The following is a 17,807-nucleotide window of genomic DNA, read 5'->3' as shown; positions in this document are numbered from 1 at the left end:
TCGGTCTTGGGGGCGGGGCTAGAGTGTGGCAACGGCATCCACCATCTGATGCCGGGTTCCGGTGACCTGCCGACCGCGATATGAGGGCATGGGTACTCGGGAGCGCAAAGTACGAATATAGCCGCATCGCGCCACGCCGCGCAAGTGCGGATGCTTGCGCCGCCCCGCGGGGTCCGGTATACGAGGCCACGGCCTCCCGGATCGATCCGACCGGGCCGGGCGCGGAGCCCCGCCGTCCCGCCGCCGCGGCAGACTGGTCGGATGCAGGAACGCACCGGCCGCCGACGCGGAGACGACTCCGAGCACCCCCGCGCCGTGCTCGCCAGCGGGTACACCGCGCGGATCGAGCCCGACCGCCACTCGCCCGAGGCGGCGACCCTGGTCGTCGACGGCACTCCGCAGTCGCACGTCGACCTCGCGGATCCGACGCACCTCTCGTTCGAGTACGTCCGCCGGATCGGCCACGCGATCGACCTCGTCGCCCCCGAGGGCGAGAGCGTCACGGCGCTCCACCTGGGCGCCGGAGCGCTGACCCTCCCCCGCTACGTCGCCGCGACCCGGCCGGGCTCGCGCCAGCAGGTCGTCGAGATCGAGGGCGCTCTGGTCGAGCTGGTGCGCGAGGCGCTCCCGCTCCCCCGCGGGGCGCAGATCCGCATCCGCCAGGGCGACGCCCGCGAGGTGCTCGGCAAGCTGCCGCCCGGGCTGCGCGGCACGGTCGACGTGGTCGTCGTCGACATCTTCTCGGGCGCGCGCACTCCCGCGCACGTGACCAGCGCCGAGTTCTACGAGGCGATCGCGCCGCTGCTCGCCCCCGGCGGCCTGGTCGCGGTGAACGTGGCCGACGGCGGCGCGCTCGCCTTCGCCCGCGCCCAGGCCGCGACGCTCGCCTCCGTCTTCGCGCACACCGCGATCATGACCGACACCCAGATGCTCAAGGCCAAGCGCTTCGGGAACGTGGTGATGCTCGCCTCGGCCGATCCGCTGCCGCTCGACGGCCTGCCGCGGCGCCTCGCCTCCGACCCCGCGCCCTCCAAGCTGGTGCAGGGGCGGGAGCTCGAGAACTTCATCGCCGGCGCCCTCGTCGTCACGGACGAGACCGCCACCCCGTCGCCGCTGCCGGCGCGGAGCATCTTCCAGGTGCGACGGGGCTGACCCGGGCCGCGCGTCGGGGCGCCGTCCGGGGACCCGCCGGTACACTCGACGCCGGGGTCAGCGACCCCGACCGTCCTCTCGTCCGCCACGCGCGACGATCCGGATCCGCACTCCACGAGGAAGCATCGCCCTGAGCATCATCATCCGCCACGACCCCGCGACCCTCCACGAGGAGATCGACGTCGACGCCGCCCAGGAGCGCCTGGAGGAGATCGGCGCGCTGCGCAGCCTCGCCGCGCTCACCGAGAAGGCGGAGCTGCTGCGCCTGCTCGGGCGCGTCGACGAGGCGTGGGACCTCGCGAACGAGGCCGTCCGCCGCACCCGCTTCTCCGGCGACCGCGCCGAGCTGCTCACCGCCCGCGTCCGCCGCGCCCGCCTCATGCAGCTGCGGGGCCGCACCGACGAGGCCCTCTCGGAGCTCGCGCTCTGCGTCGAGGAGGCCCGCACGCACGAGTGGCACCTCGAGCACTCCTTCGCGCTCAAGCACCGCGGCCTCACCTTCTTCGAGCTGGGCGAGTACGGCCGGGCGATGCGCGACTTCGACGCCGCGACCGCCCTCGGCGAGCGCGTCGGGGTCCCCGAGGAGGAGCTCGAGGTCGCCCGCCTGGGCTACGCCGCCGCCTCCGAGTTCCAGGACGGGACCGACCGCGAGGCCCGCACCGACGGCACCGCCCGCGGCCGCCGCCGCGCCGACGGCGACGAGTCCTAGGCAGCGCCACCTGTGGCCGACCTCGAGGACGTGGCCCGCTGGGCCGACGCGCTGATCGAGGAGCACCTCGACCCCTCCTGGTCCTTCGCGCTCGACCACGCGCGCACCCGCGGCGGCGCCTGCCACTGGACGCGCCGCCGGATCACGGTCTCGCGCCACCTCGCAGCCCGCTGGAGCGACGAGGAGGTCCGGCAGACACTCCTGCACGAGGTCGCTCACGCGCTCGCGGGGCCCGACGCCGGGCACGGACCGCAGTGGCGGCGGATCGCGGCGCGGCTCGGCTACACGGGATCGCGCACCCACAGCAACCCGACCGCGGACGAGCTCGCGCCGTGGGTCGGCACCTGCCCGGGCGGACACCTCTTCTACCGCCATCGCCGGCCCACCCGGCCCCTGGCCTGCGGCCGCTGCGCGCGCCGGTTCGAGGCCGCGAACGCGATCCAGTGGCGGCGCCGACCGGTCCCGGCGCCGTGACCCCGGACGAGGCCCCGCACGGCGGGCGCACGCCGGTCACCGGGCAGTGGCTCCCCGAGGCCGACGGCCGGCGCTGGTGGTTCGACTCCGGAAGCCTCGCACTCGACTTCGCCACGACCGGAGCACTGCCTCCGGGAGCGGCCGAGCACCTCGACTCCGACGCCGCCCTGGCCGCCTGGCTCGCCGAGCGCTTCGAGGCGGTCGGCCCCGAGAGCCGGGACGCGCGCCTCGACGACGCGCTGATGCTCCGGGGCGCGATCGCCCGGCTGGCCGTCGCGGCCGAGGCCGGCACCGCGCCCGACCCGCGCGACGTCGACGTGGTCAACCTGGTCGCGGCGATGCCCGATATCCCGCCGGTGCTGAGCGGCGGATCGCGGCAGGCAGGACGGCTCCACGCGGCGGGCAGGCAGGCGCTCGCGTCCATCGCCCGGGAGGCCGTGGGGCTGCTGGGCCCGGCCGTGGCCGGACGGCTGAGGCGCTGCGCGGATCCGGAGTGCCGGATGCTCTACCTCGACACGTCCCGCGCCGGCTCGCGCCGCTGGTGCTCGATGCAGCGCTGCGGGAACCGGTCGAAGGTCCGGGCGTACCGGGCGCGCGCCGCCGCCCCGCGCGGCTGACGCACCGCCGCGGCACCGGGAGCGGCACCGCGGCGGGACGGGTCAGTCGGAGACGCGGACCGAGCGGTCGAAGGCGACGTAGCCCGAGAAGTCCTTGCCGACGCGGTCGAACGCCGTCGGGTAGGGGTGCGGGTACGACCAGGCCTTGTCCTTCTGCAGGCCGTCGCCGGTCTGCACCGAGAAGTACTGGCACTCGCCCTTCCACGGGCAGATGTAGGGCGTGGGGCTCTCGACGAGCACGCCCTCGGCGATGCTCGACGGCGGGAAGTACCAGTTGCCCTCGATCGAGATCAGGTCGGAGTCGGGGGCGTCGGCGAGGACGACGTCGTTGAGGACGGCTTTCATGCGGGCCAGCTTTCGGTCGGGGCGGGGGCGGAGGGACCGCCTCCGCCGAACGCTACGCCGGGGGCGGGCGAGTGGTCGAGGCGGCGGCTCGGATCCGCAGGGGCTTGTGCGCTCCGCGGACGCCCTGCACCGCTCGGAGGCCGCGCCCGCCGGAGCGGCGGGTCAGCGGAGGACCGACACCTCGTCGACGGCGTCGACCCGGGCGGCGGCGCGGACCTCGTCCGCCCGCCCCTCGGCGGCGAGCAGGCGGCCGGACTCGGACGCGGTGAGCAGATGCGCGCACGCCCGGCGCAGGCCCTCGTAGGACGCGCAGGCCACCGCGGCCTCGGGCGAGACGTGGTCGATGCCCAGCCCGATGAGCGCGTCGACGACGGCGCCGGCCGCCAGCTGGTCCTCCATCGCGAACCGCGCCGCTCCGCTGTCGTCGACGTCGCCGAGTGCGATCACGTTGACGCTGGTGCGCCCGCCGTTCTCGTGCTGGCGCTCCAGGATCCAGCGGGCGACGGCCGAGCGGTCGGCCAGGCCCGCGCGGACGACGCGGCCCTCCACTCCCCCGAGGTCGGGGCTCTCGCCTCCGGGCAGAGCGTCGACGAGCACCGTGACGTGGGCGGGGGCGAGCACGCGGAGGGCGCGGGCCCCCCACTCGAAGCGGATCTGGTAGGTCGACTGATCGACGGAGGCGGCGGGAGCGGTCACCCTGACACGGTAGCGAGCCCCGGAGGCGCATACACGTCCGGGGCTCCGCGCGCACCCGGTTCCCGCGCAGGGGCGGGCGGAGGAGGATGTCCCTCGTGAAGGTGATGCTCAAGCACGTGCTCGACACCGACGCCGACTCCGCCTGGCGCGCCCTGCAGAGTCCGGCCGTGTTCCGGGAGGTGATGTCCCCGCTCCTGACCGCCGCGTCGCTGGACGAGGGCGGCTTCCGCCCGACCTGGGGGCTCGGCTCCCACGAGGTCGCGATGGACGCCCTCGGGATCGTGCCGATGGGCGCGCAGGAGATCGACCTCTCCTACCGCCGCGTCCCCTCGATGCCCGACGTGCGGATCCTGCGCGACAGCGGCGGGCCCCTCACCGGCTCCCTCCGCCTGATCACCGCGTGGGACCACCGCATGGCCGTGGCCCCGCTCCCTGACGGGCGCACGCTCTTCCGCGACCGCCTCGAGTTCTCGGCGGGTCTCGCCTCGGCCGCGCTCTGGCCTTCGATGTGGGCGTTCTGGCAGTGGCGCGGCATCCGCATCCGCTCCCTCGCCCCGTCCTGGCGCCACGATCTCGGTGCCGACACCCGCCCGCGCGGGGAGTCCGCCGCATGAGCCCCGACGGCGTCGCCGAGGAGGAGACCGAGCTGTCGCGCTCGGAGCTCCTGCGCCTCCAGTGGCCCTCCGCCGACGAGGAGGAGCAGGACGACGACGGCGTCTCGCCCCGCCGCCGCCTCACGACGGCGGTCGAGGTGTCGGACTGGCGCCGCCACGTCCAGGCCCTCTACGCGGAGGTGCGCCGACTCTCGAACGTGGACCTGCTCGCCGCGCACGCGTCCTGGATCCGCGGGCGCAACGCGCTCTTCGCGCAGCACCCCTCCACCCCCCTCCTCCCGGCCGACCGCGCGCACTTCCGCTCGCTGCCGATCGCGCCCTACGACGCGGCCTGGCGCTTCGAGCTCGAGGTGGCCCCGGCCGAGGAGGCGCGACGGATGGACGTGGAGACCGGCACCGACGGCACCGTCCCCTTCGAGCTGATCGGCACGGTCGAGGTGCCGGACACCGGCAGCCTCGACGTCTGGCGCCTGGCGTCCTACGGCGGAGGCCTGTTCCTGCCGGTCAAGGACGCCCTCGCGGGGACACCCGGCGGCACCTACGGCGGTGGCCGCTACCTCCTGGACACCGTGAAGGGCGCCGACCTCGGCCCGGGCTCCGCCCCGGGGACGCTGGTCCTCGACTTCAACTTCGCCTACAACCCCTCCTGCGCCTACGACCCGGCCTGGGCCTGCCCGCTCGCCCAGGCGGGCAACCGGCTGCCGGTCGAGGTGCCGGTCGGCGAGCGCTACCGGGGCTGACACCGACCCTGGACGTTCTCGGAGGGGCGGCCGATAGCCTCCGGGCGGCGCCGTCGTGCGCCGGAAAGCAGGAAAGCCGCATGCCCCGTCCCGTCCTCCTCGTCACCGGAACCTCCACCGGCATCGGCCGCGCCACCGCGATCGAGGCCGCGCGCGCGGGCTGGCGGGTGGTCGCCACCGTGCGGGATCCGGAGCGGGCGGAGGGCCTGCGCGCCGCCGCCGCCGAGGCCCGCGTCGAGCTCGACCTGCGATCGCTCGACGTGACCGACGCGGACTCCGTCGCCGGCTGCCTCCGCGCCGTGGAGGAGGAGCTCGGCGGTCTCGACGCCCTCGTGAACAACGCCGGAGCCGGCCACCTCGGCACCCTCGAGCTGGAGGATCCGGAGGAGCTGCGCCGCGTGATGGAGGTCAACTTCTTCGGCACCGTCGCGGTCACCCGCGCCGCGATGCCGATGCTGCGCTCGTCCCGCGGTCGCATCGTCACCGTCTCGAGCGTCGGCGGCGCGATCGGGCAGCCGTTCAACGAGGACTACTGCGCGTCGAAGTTCGCGGTCGAGGGGTTCTTCGAGGCGCTCGCCCCGGTCGCCGCCTCCGTCGGCGTCCACGTGTCGCTGATCGAGCCGGGAGCGGTCCGCAGCAGCTTCGTCGAGAACGTCGGCATCGACGCGGCGGCGATGCTCGCGCAGGCCGGCCCCTACTCGCCGGCGCTCGGCGCCTACCTCGACCGCGCCGCGTCGTCCTTCTCCTCGACCCACGCGCAGGACCCGTCCGACGTCGCCGCCGTCATCCTGAAGACCCTGCGCGACCCGGAGCCGGCCTTCCGCGTGCAGACCTCGGACTGGGCGGGCGACTTCGTCGGGACCAAGCTGAGCGACCGCGACGGCTCCCGCGTGCAGGCCGCGATGCGCGGATGGATCGGCATCCACTAGAGTGGGATGGTGCGAGCGCAGCGACTGCGCTCCCCCGCGTCGTAGAACGCCCCTTGTCCCCTAGGACTCTGACCGTCGAGGATCCGTCCCGACCATCTGGCGCACGTGCATGAGGCCCCCGGCCGCGCGCACCGAATCGTACGGCGAACGGATGTGACCACCGTCACCTTCGCCCGAACGCCGATCACCCGCGCCCCGGCCACCGCCCGCGCGTCCTCGATCGGCATGATGCCCCCGAAAGGCACCACTCCATGTCGAACACCCCCCTCTCCTTCAGCGCCCTCGGCGTGCCGGCCCCCCTCGTGGCTGCGCTCACCGCGAGCGGCATCACCGAGCCCTTCCCGATCCAGGTCGACACGCTGCCCGACACCCTCGGCGGACGCGACGTCCTCGGCCGCGGCAAGACCGGCTCCGGCAAGACCCTCGCCTTCTCCATCCCGATGATCGCCCGCCTCGGCGGCTCCCTCGCCGGCGGGCGCCGCCGCCCCGGACGCCCGCTCGGACTCGTCCTCGCGCCGACCCGCGAGCTCGCCACGCAGATCACCGCTGCGATGCAGCCCCTCGCCGACGCCTACGGCATCGTCACCACCACGATCTTCGGAGGCGTCTCGCAGCAGCGCCAGGTCGCGGCGCTCAAGCAGGGCGTCGACATCGTCGTGGCCTGCCCGGGCCGCCTCGAGGACCTGATGAAGCAGGGCTTCGTGAACCTCGACGCCGTCGAGATCACCGTCCTCGACGAGGCCGACCACATGGCCGACCTCGGCTTCCTGCCGGTCGTCACGCGCATCCTCGACAAGACCCCCCGCGGCGGGCAGCGCCTGCTGTTCTCCGCGACGCTCGACAACGGCGTGGACAAGCTGGTCAAGAAGTACCTCCAGAACGAGGTGCTCCACTCGGTCGACGAGGCCAACTCCCCCGTCGCGCTGATGACCCACCACGTGTTCGAGGTCGACGGCCTCGACGCCAAGAACGCGCTCGTGAAGACCCTCGCGTCCGGCACCGGCCGCCGCATCCTCTTCATGCGCACCAAGCACCACGCGAAGAAGCTCGCCAAGCAGCTCACCGGCCAGGGCATCCCCGCGGTCGACCTGCACGGCAACCTCTCGCAGGTCGCCCGCGACCGGAACCTCGCCGCGTTCGGCGCCGGCACCGTCAAGGTCCTCGTCGCCACCGACGTCGCCGCCCGCGGCGTGCACGTCGACGACGTCGAGCTCGTCATCCACGTCGACCCGCCGATGGAGCACAAGGCGTACCTGCACCGCTCGGGCCGCACCGCCCGCGCCGGCAGCGAGGGAGACGTCGTCACCGTCGTCCTGCCCACGCAGCGCAGCGACGTGAAGACCCTCCTCCGCAAGGCCGCGATCCAGGTCGCGCCCCAGCAGGTGACGGCCGACTCGGCCGCCGTCGCGAAGCTCGTCGGCGACGTCGCTCCGTACGTCACCCCCAGCGCCGTCGTCGAGCCCGTCCGCAGCCAGTCGCAGGGCGGACGCTCGCAGGGCGCCAACGCGCAGCGCAAGCGCGCGGCCCGCACCGAGGGCACCGCCGCACCCCGCGGCGGACGCTCGACGGGTGCCGCGACCGGCGGAGGCGACCGCCCCCGCCGCGACCGCACCGCCGCCGAGGGACCCGCCCGCGGCGGCGCCCGCGGAGGCCGCAGCCGCTCGGCCGCCGGCGCCCCCTCGACCTCGGGCGGATCGCGCTCGTTCTACAGCACCGCGACCGGCGGAGCAGCCTCGGGCGCTCCCGCCCGCGAGTCCGCCGGCGGCGGCGCCCGCCGCGGCGGCCGCCGCGCGCAGGGCTGAACCGTTTTGTGCGCCGCGTAGCGGCGCACCGCGGTCGACTTCAAGGACGGTCGCGGCGCGCAGAGCGTGTCGCGACCGGCTAGGTCCGATCCGCTCGCACGCGGATCGACCGTTCGCCTCGTGGGCAGCCGCGGAGCGGCGCACCGCGGAGCGGCGCACCGCGGTCGGCTTCAAGCACGGTCGCGACGCGCAGAGCGTGTCGCGACCGGCTAGGTCCGATCCGCTCGCACGCGGATCGACCGTTCGCCTCGCGGGCAGCCGCTGGTCCGGGGGCTGAGCGTTCGGTGATCGCACCTCAGCGCTCGTCCTGATCAGGGCGCCGACATCACGAAGGGCCGGGGCCCGCGACTTCTGGTCGCGGGCCCCGGCCCTTCGTCGTTCACGCTTCACCTCTTCCAGCGGAGTCCCGCGCGGGGAGTTCCGGAAGTCCTCACCGCGTCCTGATCAGGCGATCCCCTGCGGCGCCGTCGTCGGGCAGGGGCGCCGCCTCTCCTCGCCCGGTCACAGAGGTCCCGTGGACGCCGGATCCACGAGCCGAACGGCCGGGTCGCGTGCCGGCGGATCGGTCCAGGCGGACGCCCGACGCTCCAGCCGGCCCACCGTCCTTGCGAGCCGACCGCGGCGCGCCGCTATCGGCGCGCAGAAGGGAGCACCGCGGCCGATCCGCGCCGCTAGGACAGGCGGCCGACGGAAGCGAGCGCGGCGCGGATCAGCGCGCCCCGCCCGCCCTCCATCTCGGCGGAGATCGCGTCGGAGCAGGCCTCGTCGGGGGTCATCCAGGTGAGCTCGAGGGCGTCCTGGCGGGGGTCGCAGGTGCCGGTGACGGGGACGACGTAGGCGAGGGAGACCGCGTGCTGGCGGTCGTCGGTGAACGGTCCCATGCCGGGCATCGGGAAGTACTCGGCGACGTGGAAGGGGAGCGGGCTCGCCGGGAGGAGGGGGAAGGCCATGGGACCGAGATCCTTCTCGAGGTGGCGGAACAGCGCGTCGCGCAGCGTCTCGCCGTACATCACGCGGCCCGAGACGATCGTGCGGGTGATCTGGCCGGAGGGGGTCGCGCGCAGGAGCACGCCGACCTCGGTGACCTGCCCGAGCCCGTCGACCCGGACGGGCACGGCCTCCACGTACAGCAGCGGGAGCCGCCGGCGGATCTCGGCGAGTTCGTCGTCGGACAGCCACCCGGAGTTCGGGTCAGGGGTGCGCACGCTCATGCAGCCATTCTCACCCTTCGCGGCTGGTGTTCCGACCGGCGGCGGCGATCCCGCACTCAGGGGGATGATGGTGCGATGGGAATCGACGCGAACGCGGTGCTGTGGTCCTCCTCCGAGCGCGACCGCGTCGGCAGGCCCCTCCTGGTGCTGCTGCACGGCTACGGCTCGCACGAGGGGGACCTGTTCTCGCTCGGCGCCTACCTGCCGCTGGAGCCGGTCCTCGCGTCCCTCCGGGCGCCTCTCGCCCTGGGCGGCGGGGCGAACGCGTGGTGGCCCCTCCGGGTGCCGCTGGTGCCTGACGAGCCGCGGGCCGATCCCGAGGCCGTCGAGGCGGCGGCGGCGGCTGTGATCGAGTGGCTCGACGCTTTGGAGCACCCGGGTCCGGTGGGGCTGCTGGGCTTCTCCCAGGGCGCCGCGCTGGCGGTGCAGCTGCTGCGGCGCGCGCCTGGCCGCTTCGCCTTCGCGGTCGCCCTGTCCGGGTTCGTGGTCCCGCTCGCCGAGGGCGACGACGCGGACGAGCGGCTCACCCGCGAGCGTCCGCCGGTGTTCTGGGGCCGCGGGACGCTCGACACGGTGATCCCGGAGGAGCTCGTGCGGGACGCGGCGGCCTGGTTCCCGGAGCACACGGCGCTCGACGCCCGGGTCTACGAGGGCGTCGCCCACGGAGTCGGGCAGGCCGAGCTCGCCGACATCGGCACGTTCGTGCGTCTCGGCTTCGCCTGACGGGCGGGCTCCCCCGCGTCAAGGGCTCGCCCCCGGGCCGCGGCCCCGGCAATGTCGGAGGTGGCAGGGAGGATGGATGCATGCCGGACGTCCTCGAGCGCTTCTCCCCCGCCACGCGCGCGTGGTTCGAGGGCGCGTTCCCGGCGCCGACCGCCGCCCAGGAGGGCGCCTGGTCGGCCATCTCGAGTGGAGCGCACGCCCTCGTGGTCGCTCCCACCGGCTCCGGCAAGACGCTCTCGGCCTTCCTCTGGGCGATCGACCGGCTCGTGCAGGGCCCGCCGCCGGAGGATCCGCAGCACCGCACGCGCGTGCTCTACGTCTCGCCGCTGAAGGCTCTCGGCGTCGACGTCGAGCGCAACCTCCGCTCGCCGCTCGTCGGCGTCACCCAGACGGCGCTGCGGCTGAGCGCCGAGGGCATCGGCAGCGCGCCGGCCACGGTCACCGTCGGGGTGCGGTCGGGAGACACGCCCGCCGCCGAGCGGCGCGTGCTGCAGAAGACGCCGCCGGACATCCTGATCACGACCCCCGAGTCGCTCTACCTCATGCTCACCTCGGCGGCGCGCGAGTCGCTCCGCGGCGTCGAGACGGTCATCGTCGACGAGGTCCACGCGGTCGCGTCGACCAAGCGCGGGGCGCACCTCGCCGTCTCCCTCGAGCGGCTCGACGCCCTGCTCCCGAAGCCGGTGCAGCGCATCGGCCTCTCGGCGACGGTGCGCCCGCGCGAGGAGGTGGCCCGGTTCCTCGCCGGCCGCTCCCCGGTCGCGATCGTGGCTCCGGCGTCCGAGAAGCAGTGGGACCTCAGCGTCGTCGTCCCGGTCGAGGACATGTCCGAGCTGGGGACGGCGGCTCCGCAGGACGGATCGACGATGGGGGCCACCGGTCCGCAGAGCGGGTCGATCTGGCCGCACGTCGAGGAGTCGATCGTCGACCGGGTCCTCGCGCACACCTCCTCCATCGTCTTCGCGAACTCCCGCCGTCTCGCCGAGCGGCTGACCGCCCGGCTCAACGAGATCTACGCCGAGCGCCGCGAGCTCGCCGCGGAGCGGGCGCGCGAGGCGGGCGAGCCCGTCGCCGTCGGGGCCCTGCTCGCCGAGGCGGCCTCCTCCTCCGTCCGCCGCTCCCCGGCCGAGGCGATGGGAGCGGCCGGGGGCACGAGCGGCAGCGGGCAGTCCGCGCCCGACGAGGAGCCGCTGCTCGCCCGCGCCCACCACGGCTCGGTGAGCAAGGAGCAGCGCGCGATCATCGAGGACGACCTGAAGTCCGGCCGCCTGCGCTGCGTGGTCGCGACCTCGAGCCTCGAGCTGGGGATCGACATGGGCGCCGTCGACCTCGTCGTCCAGGTCGAGACGCCGCCCTCGGTCGCGAGCGCCCTGCAGCGCGTGGGTCGAGCCGGCCACCAGGTCGGCGAGGTCTCGCGCGGGTCCTTCTACCCCAAGCACCGGGCCGACCTTCTCCACTCCGCCGTGACGACGGAGCGGATGCGCTCGGGCCTGATCGAGGCGATCGCCGTCCCCGCGAACCCGCTCGACATCCTCGCGCAGCAGACCGTCGCCGCGACCGCCCTCGAGAGCCTCGACGTGGACGACTGGTTCGACACCGTCCGCCGCAGCGCCCCCTTCGTGTCCCTGCCCCGCTCCGCCTACGAGGCGACCCTCGACCTCCTCTCGGGCCGCTACCCCTCCGACCAGTTCGCGGAGCTGCGGCCGCGCCTCGTCTGGGACCGCGACGCGAACACGCTCACCGGCCGGCCCGGCGCCCAGCGCCTCGCCGTCACCAGCGGCGGCACCATCCCCGACCGCGGGCTCTTCGGCGTGTTCATGGTCGGCGAGCCGGGCTCGACCGGCAACCGCGTCGGAGAGCTCGACGAGGAGATGGTCTACGAGTCCCGCGTCGGCGACGTCTTCGCGCTCGGAGCCACCAGCTGGCGCATCCAGGAGATCACCTACGACCGCGTGATCGTGACGCCGGCGTTCGGCGAGCCCGGGCGCCTCCCGTTCTGGAAGGGCGACTCGCAGGGGCGCCCCGCCGAGCTCGGCGAGGCGATCGGGGCGTTCACCCGCGAGGTGGGCGCCGCCGCCCCCGAGACGGCGCGCGAGCGCTGCACGGCGGCCGGGCTCGACGAGTACGCGACCAACAACCTCCTCTCCTTCCTCGACGAGCAGCGCCTGGCCACCGGGCAGATCCCGGACGACCGCACCCTCGTGCTCGAGCGCTTCCGCGACGAGCTGGGCGACTGGCGGCTGGTGCTGCACTCCCCGTACGGGATGCAGGTGCACTCGCCGTGGGCGCTCGCCATCGGCGCCCGCGTCCGCGAGCGGCACGGCGTCGACGGAGCGGCGATGGCCGGGGACGACGGCATCGTCGTGCGGATCCCCGACACCGAGTCGGAGCCGCCGGGCTCCGAGCTGTTCCTGTTCGAGCGCGAGGAGCTGGAGCAGCTGGTCACGAGCGAGGTCGGCGGCTCCGCCCTCTTCGCCGCCCGGTTCCGCGAGTGCGCGGCGCGGGCGCTCCTGCTCCCGAGGTACAACCCGGGCAAGCGCTCCCCGCTCTGGCAGCAGCGGCAGCGGGCGGCGCAGCTCCTCGACGTCGCCCGCACCTACCCGACCTTCCCGATCATCCTCGAGACCGTCCGCGAGTGCCTCCAGGACGTCTACGACCTGCCCGCCCTGCTCCGGCTCGCCGCACGGCTGGACGGGCGCGAGCTGCGGATCCTCGAGGTCGAGACGCCGACCGCCAGTCCGTTCGCGCGGTCCATGCTCTTCGGCTACGTCGCTGCCTTCATGTACGAGGGCGACAGCCCGCTCGCCGAGCGCCGCGCGGCGGCGCTCTCGGTCGACGCGACGCTCCTCGGCGAGCTGCTCGGCCGGGCGGAGCTGCGCGAGCTGCTCGACCCGGCCGTCCTCGCGCAGATCGAGCGCGAGCTGCAGCGCGTCGAGCCCGAGCGCCGCCTCCGCGGGCTCGAGGGCGCCGCCGACCTGCTCCGGCTGCTCGGCCCGCTGACGCTCGACGAGCTCGGGGAGCGCCTGGTCGACGAGTCGGTCGCCTCGGCGGACGTCGCGAAGGCGCCCGCGATCGAGCGCGCGGTGCTCGAGGCCGACGTGGCCGCGCTCGTGAAGGCCAAGCGCGTCCTGCCCGTGGGCCTCGGCGGTGAGCAGCGGTACGCCGCGATGGAGGACGCCTCCCGGCTCCGCGACGCTCTCGGCGTGCCCCTGCCGATCGGCGTCCCCGTCGCCTTCATCGACCCGGTCCGCGATCCGCTCGGCGACCTCGTCGCCCGCTACGCGCGCACCCACGGCCCCTTCACCGCCGCCGCCGTCGCCACCCGCCTGGGCCTCGGAGTCGCGGTCGTCACCGACACCCTGCGCCGCCTCGCGGGCGAGCGCCGCGTCTCGGAGGGCGAGTTCCGCCCCACCGGCACCGGGACCGAGTGGTGCGATGCCGAGGTGCTGCGCCGCCTGCGCAGCCGCTCTCTCGCCGCGCTCCGCAAGGAGGTGGAGCCGGTGGACGCGGCCGCGTACGCCCGCTTCCTCCCCGCCTGGCAGCACGTCGGCGGCTCGCTCCGCGGTATCGACGGCGTGGCCTCCGTGATCGACCAGCTGGCCGGCGCGCCCATCCCCGCGTCCGCCTGGGAGTCGCTGATCCTGCCCGCCCGGGTGCGCGACTACTCCCCCGCGATGCTCGACGAGCTCACCGCGACCGGCGAGGTCCTCTGGGCCGGCGCGGGCACCCTGCCCGGCAACGACGGCTGGGTGAGCCTCCATCTCGCCGACACGGCAGGGCTGACCCTCCCCGTCCCCGCCGCCGAGTCCGTGACCCTGACCGAGCTCCAGCAGGAGATCGTCGGCGTGCTCGGCTCGGGCGGCGGCTACTTCTTCCGCCAGCTCTCCGACGCGGTCGGCTCCACCGACGACGCGGGCCTCGTCGAGGCCCTGTGGGAGCTGGTCTGGGCCGGGCTCGTCACGAACGACACCCTGGCGCCGCTGCGCACCCTCGTCGGCTCGACCGGCGGCGCCCACCGCCAGCCGCGCGCCCCCGCCCGCGCCCGCGCGCCCCGGGGCCGGATGACCGCCCGCCCCACGATGGCCACCCGCGTGGGGCCGCCGACCGCCGGCGGCCGCTGGTCGATCGTGCCGCTCGCGGAGTCGGACGCGACGATCCGCGGGCACGCGCTCGGCGAGACGCTGCTCGAGCGGTACGGGATCGTCACCCGCGGCTCCGTGCAGGCCGAGGGCGTCCTGGGCGGCTTCGCCCTCGCCTACAAGGTGCTGAGCGGCTTCGAGCAGCAGGGCCGCGCCCGGAGGGGCTACTTCATCGAGAAGCTGGGAGCAGCGCAGTTCGGCACAGCCGGCAGCGTCGACCGGCTCCGCACGTTCGCCCCGCAGGACGAGGCGCAGGAGCGCTCACGCCCGGTGCTCGCGCTGGCGGCGACCGACCCCGCCAATCCGTTCGGCGCCGCTCTGCCGTGGCCGCAGGGCGAGGGGCACCGCCCCGGTCGGAAGGCCGGCGCGCTGGTCGCCGTCGTCGACGGAGCGCTCGCGGTCTACCTCGAGCGCGGCGGCAAGACCGCCCTCACCTTCACCGCCGACGAGGCGGCCCTCGCCGACGCGGCCGCCTCCCTCTCGCAGCTGGTCCGCTCCCGCGGGGTCGAGAAGCTGACCGTCGAGAAGATCGACGGCGTCTTCGCGCTCGGCACGCCCTTCGGCGACGCCCTCGTCGCCGCCGGCTTCGTCGCGAATCCGCGCGGCCTGAGGATGCGCTCGTGAGCGCCGGAGGGAGCCCGCGTGCCCGAGGGTGACACCGTCTACCGATCCGCCCACAACCTCGCCGAGGCGCTGGACGGCGAGGTCCTGACCCGATGCGACGTCCGCGTGCCGAAGTACGCGACGGTCGACCTCACCGGCGAGACGCTCGACGAGGTCGTCCCCCGCGGCAAGCACCTGCTGATGCGGGTCGGCGACGCGCTGATCCACTCCCACCTCAAGATGGAGGGGAGCTGGCACCTCTACGCCCGCGGCGAGGGCGAGCGGCCGAAGTGGCACCGGCCGGCGTTCCAGGCCCGGATCGTCCTCGAGACCGAGGACTGGCAGGCGGTCGGCTTCGAGCTCGGGCTCCTCGAGATCGTCCCGCGCTCGGCCGAGGAGGACGTGGTCGGCTATCTCGGCCCCGATCTGCTCGGCGCCGACTGGGACGCGCACGAGGCGCTGCGACGCCTGTCCGCCGATCCGGAGCGGCCGATCGGGCTCGCGCTGCTCGACCAGCGGATCATGGCCGGACTCGGCAACGTCTACCGCGCCGAGCTGTGCTTCCTGCGCGGCGTGCTGCCCACGCGCCCGGTCGGCGGGAGCGGCGACCTCGTGCGCACCATCGCGCTCGCGAAGCGGCTCCTCACCGTGAACCGCGAGCGGATCGAGCGCACGACGACCGGCAACCTGCGCCCGGGCCAGCAGCTCTGGGTCTACGGCCGCGACCGCAAGCCGTGTCGGCGCTGCGGCACTCCGATCGAGCGCGGTGAGCTCGGCGACGACGAGCTGCAGCTGCGGGTCACCTACTGGTGCCCGCACTGCCAGAGCTGAGGGGCTACTCCTCGACCGCGGAGCGGCGCCCGGGGACGTGCTTCTCGTGGACGCCGACGTCCGTCAGGCGCTCGATGCGGTCGACGTGGCGGCCGGGCTCGCCGCCGTCCGCGACGATCCAGCTGCCGACGAGGAGGAACCCGTCGCGGCCGCCGGCCGTCAGCGGGCCCGTGATCGTGAACGACCCGAGCGCCGGAGTCGAGAACGCCACGCGCACCGTATCCCCGTGCTCGAGTCCCTCGGCCGAGCGCTCCCCGCCGACCTCGTCAGCGTCCGGAGCCAGGGCGATGCTCTGGATCTCGGTCCCCGTGCCGAGGAAGACGTCCGCGACGACGAGCTCGCCGCCGACGGCCTGGCGGACGACCCCCTCGATCCCGTAGAGGCCGTAGCGCGGGGAGCGGACGAGGACGCGCACCGAGTCGCCGATCGCGACCTCGGCGAGAGCACCCCGGATCGAGGCGACGTCCCTCCGCGCGGGAGGGGCGGACAGGGCGTCGAGGATCGGGCTGGGCATCCGATCAGGGTAGCCGCTCCGGGAGCGCACCCGCGCGGCGGATCGGCGGCGGATCCCGGCCGGCTGAGGCGCCGGGTCGCATCGGCCGCCGACGCCGCGCGCGAGCGGCGGAGCGCCGGCCGGAAGGCTCCGGCACCGCCAGACCCCGGCACTGCGGAGACACCGGCACCGCCGGGAGACGCCGGTACTGCGGCAGGCGCAGTCACCGCCGGGAACGACGAAGGCCCCGCCTGAGCGGGGCCTTCGGACGATGCGGAGTCGGTGGGATTTGAACCCACGGAACCCAATAAAGGGTTCTCCACCTTAGCAGGGTGGTGCACTCGACCGGACTATGCGACGACTCCTGAGCGCCCGCTGGCGGACGCACGACGACCATCATAACCGCACGCGCGAGGGCCTCGCGACACGGGCGCCCGCCCCTCCGCGGGAAGGCGGGAAGCCGCCTACTGGTCCGACAGGGGCCGGCCGATCGTGCAGGTCTCCTGCTGCGCCGTCTGCCCGGAGACGTCGCTCGGGAGGGTGACCGGCCCGTCGGGTGCGCTCGTCGCGGGGGCGTCGGTCGCGGGGGCGTCGGTGGCCGGCGACTCCGTGGCCGCCGGAGCATTGGTCGCCCCGGGCTCCTCCCCCGTCGACTGTGAGCCGCCGCCGGTGGTGCCGCTCAGCGCGATCGGCTGGTCGGCGAGGAGCGCCGCGTTCAGCGCCGCCGCCGCGTCCTCGCTGGGGTACACGCCGTTGCCGTCGATGAAGGTCGGGTACTGCACGAAGACCACGTTCGCGAGGTCGACGTCCTTCACCGCGAGGCCGATCGACACGAGGGTGTTCACGTTCTCGAGCGAGGTGGAGAGCTGCATGTTCGAGACGGCCGCCTTCGCGAGGCCGTAGAGGTTCACCGGGTTCGAGAGCGTCGACGCGCTCTTCACCTTGCGCACCAGCGATGAGAGGTACACCTGCTGGCTCGAGATGCGGGTGAGGTCGCTGCCGTCGCCGACGCCGTGCCGGGTGCGGAGGAACGCCAGCGCCTCGGCGCCGACGAGCGTGTGCGTGCCCGCGTCGAGGTTCAGCCCCGTGTACTCGTCCTGGATCGGGGTGGCGACGCAGACGTCGACTCCGCCGACCGCGTTCGACATCTCGATGACGCCCTCGAACTGGATGAGCGCCGCGTAGGGGATCTCGAGCCCGGTCAGCTGCTCGACCGTCTGCACGGTGCACGCCAGCCCGCCGGCCTCGAGTGAGGTGTTGATCTTCGCCGAGTCAACCGCGTCCGAGACGGCGCCGGTGGCCGGGTCGGTGCAGGAGGGGATCGGGACGTAGAGGTCGCGGGGGAAGCTGACGACCTCCACGGTCGAGTGGTCGGCCGAGATGTGCATGAGCATCGTGACGTCGTTGAGGTTCTCGGCACGCTCGCCGTAGGCCCCGGCGGCCGATCCGTCGGCGCTGTCGCTGCCGGCGAGCAGGATGTTGACGCCGCCCTCGATCGCCCCGATCTCGGGCACGTCGCCCCCGCCCGAATCGATCCCGAGGTCGACGGAGGGACGCGCGCTCCCGGCGATCAGCGAGGCGGCGATCGCCACGATGCAGACCGCGCTGAGCACGCCGACACCCACGCAGGCCGCGAGGATCCGCGCAGCGAAGCGCACGCCGCTCGGGCGGCGCAGGCGGCCGTGCCGTGCTGCTGTGGTCCGGGTGGACGCGCGTTCGCTCATCGGGT

Annotated in this window: 16 protein-coding genes and 1 tRNA gene; 11 read left to right on the top strand and 6 right to left on the bottom strand. The window is 74.5% G+C overall.

Annotated elements, in window-relative coordinates:
* Nucleotides 1-261: 261 nt before the first annotated feature.
* From C5C95_RS11465 to C5C95_RS11450, 4 genes are all read left to right on the top strand, one after another.
* Nucleotides 262-1,152 (top strand): spermidine synthase, encoded by an 891-nt coding sequence (locus C5C95_RS11465; protein ID WP_104324479.1) that lies wholly within the window; start codon nucleotides 262-264, stop codon nucleotides 1,150-1,152.
* Nucleotides 1,153-1,531: 379 nt separating this feature from the next.
* Entirely contained in the window at nucleotides 1,532-1,861 is a 330-nt protein-coding gene (locus C5C95_RS17490; protein ID WP_181027192.1) for a hypothetical protein, read from the top strand.
* Between the two features lie 12 nt (nucleotides 1,862-1,873).
* Complete coding sequence (locus C5C95_RS11455; RefSeq protein ID WP_104263210.1) at nucleotides 1,874-2,335, top strand: SprT-like domain-containing protein; 462 nt, start codon at nucleotides 1,874-1,876, stop codon at nucleotides 2,333-2,335.
* Nucleotides 2,305-2,952 (top strand): CGNR zinc finger domain-containing protein, encoded by a 648-nt coding sequence (locus C5C95_RS11450; protein WP_258072663.1) that lies wholly within the window; start codon nucleotides 2,305-2,307, stop codon nucleotides 2,950-2,952. The genes C5C95_RS11455 and C5C95_RS11450 overlap by 31 nt, the downstream gene beginning before the upstream one ends.
* Nucleotides 2,953-2,994: 42 nt before the next feature.
* Here the strand turns inward: C5C95_RS11450 and C5C95_RS11445 are convergent, their stop codons facing one another.
* Together C5C95_RS11445 and C5C95_RS11440 are read right to left on the bottom strand one after the other, a co-directional pair.
* Nucleotides 2,995-3,297: a DUF427 domain-containing protein gene (locus C5C95_RS11445; RefSeq protein WP_104324478.1), complete on the bottom strand. Its 303-nt coding sequence runs from the start codon at nucleotides 3,295-3,297 to the stop codon at nucleotides 2,995-2,997.
* 162 nt (nucleotides 3,298-3,459) lie between these two features.
* Entirely contained in the window at nucleotides 3,460-3,993 is a 534-nt protein-coding gene (locus C5C95_RS11440) for a 2-phosphosulfolactate phosphatase (protein WP_104226768.1), read from the bottom strand.
* Between the two features lie 86 nt (nucleotides 3,994-4,079).
* On the opposite strand from C5C95_RS11440, the gene C5C95_RS11435 reads away from it, so the two are divergent.
* The 4 genes from C5C95_RS11435 (at nucleotide 4,080) to C5C95_RS11420 (ending at nucleotide 8,078) form a co-directional block, all read left to right on the top strand.
* Nucleotides 4,080-4,607: a hypothetical protein gene (locus tag C5C95_RS11435; RefSeq protein ID WP_244248113.1), complete on the top strand. Its 528-nt coding sequence runs from the start codon at nucleotides 4,080-4,082 to the stop codon at nucleotides 4,605-4,607.
* Complete coding sequence (locus C5C95_RS11430; RefSeq protein WP_104226769.1) at nucleotides 4,604-5,347, top strand: DUF1684 domain-containing protein; 744 nt, start codon at nucleotides 4,604-4,606, stop codon at nucleotides 5,345-5,347. Before C5C95_RS11435 ends, C5C95_RS11430 begins: the two co-directional genes overlap by 4 nt.
* An 80-nt stretch (nucleotides 5,348-5,427) precedes the next feature.
* Nucleotides 5,428-6,276: an SDR family oxidoreductase gene (locus tag C5C95_RS11425; RefSeq protein ID WP_104324477.1), complete on the top strand. Its 849-nt coding sequence runs from the start codon at nucleotides 5,428-5,430 to the stop codon at nucleotides 6,274-6,276.
* A gap of 251 nt (nucleotides 6,277-6,527) precedes the next feature.
* The gene (locus C5C95_RS11420; protein ID WP_104324476.1) at nucleotides 6,528-8,078 is read left to right on the top strand and encodes a DEAD/DEAH box helicase; all 1,551 of its coding nucleotides are present in this window, start codon (nucleotides 6,528-6,530) and stop codon (nucleotides 8,076-8,078) included.
* Nucleotides 8,079-8,749: 671 nt separating this feature from the next.
* On the opposite strand, the gene C5C95_RS11415 is transcribed toward C5C95_RS11420, so the two are convergent.
* The gene (locus tag C5C95_RS11415) at nucleotides 8,750-9,289 is read right to left on the bottom strand and encodes an NUDIX hydrolase family protein (RefSeq protein WP_104225113.1); all 540 of its coding nucleotides are present in this window, start codon (nucleotides 9,287-9,289) and stop codon (nucleotides 8,750-8,752) included.
* 75 nt (nucleotides 9,290-9,364) lie between these two features.
* Here C5C95_RS11415 and C5C95_RS11410 point away from each other — a divergent pair, with 75 nt between their 5' ends.
* From C5C95_RS11410 to C5C95_RS11400, 3 genes are all read left to right on the top strand, one after another.
* The gene (locus tag C5C95_RS11410; RefSeq protein WP_104324475.1) at nucleotides 9,365-10,012 is read left to right on the top strand and encodes an alpha/beta hydrolase; all 648 of its coding nucleotides are present in this window, start codon (nucleotides 9,365-9,367) and stop codon (nucleotides 10,010-10,012) included.
* Between the two features lie 80 nt (nucleotides 10,013-10,092).
* A complete protein-coding gene (locus tag C5C95_RS11405; RefSeq protein WP_104263214.1) occupies nucleotides 10,093-14,775 on the top strand; it encodes an ATP-dependent helicase in 4,683 nt (1,560 codons plus the stop codon).
* Between the two features lie 18 nt (nucleotides 14,776-14,793).
* Nucleotides 14,794-15,585 (top strand): DNA-formamidopyrimidine glycosylase family protein, encoded by a 792-nt coding sequence (locus tag C5C95_RS11400; RefSeq protein WP_104324474.1) that lies wholly within the window; start codon nucleotides 14,794-14,796, stop codon nucleotides 15,583-15,585.
* A 4-nt stretch (nucleotides 15,586-15,589) separates the two neighbouring features.
* Here C5C95_RS11400 and C5C95_RS11395 read toward each other — a convergent pair whose 3' ends face one another.
* The 3 genes from C5C95_RS11395 to C5C95_RS11385 all read right to left on the bottom strand — a co-directional run bounded on the left by C5C95_RS11395 (nucleotide 15,590) and on the right by C5C95_RS11385 (nucleotide 17,802).
* Nucleotides 15,590-16,099 (bottom strand): hypothetical protein, encoded by a 510-nt coding sequence (locus C5C95_RS11395; protein ID WP_104226774.1) that lies wholly within the window; start codon nucleotides 16,097-16,099, stop codon nucleotides 15,590-15,592.
* Between the two features lie 253 nt (nucleotides 16,100-16,352).
* Nucleotides 16,353-16,443 (bottom strand) — tRNA-Ser (locus C5C95_RS11390).
* A gap of 99 nt (nucleotides 16,444-16,542) precedes the next feature.
* A complete protein-coding gene (locus tag C5C95_RS11385; protein ID WP_104226775.1) occupies nucleotides 16,543-17,802 on the bottom strand; it encodes an LCP family protein in 1,260 nt (419 codons plus the stop codon).
* Nucleotides 17,803-17,807: the final 5 nt, after the last annotated feature.

The sequence above is a fragment of the Rathayibacter sp. AY1B7 genome, assembly GCF_002932735.1.
In the GTDB taxonomy this organism is placed as follows: Bacteria; Actinomycetota; Actinomycetes; order Actinomycetales; family Microbacteriaceae; genus Rathayibacter.
This window is presented reverse-complemented; position numbering and strand designations above follow the sequence as displayed.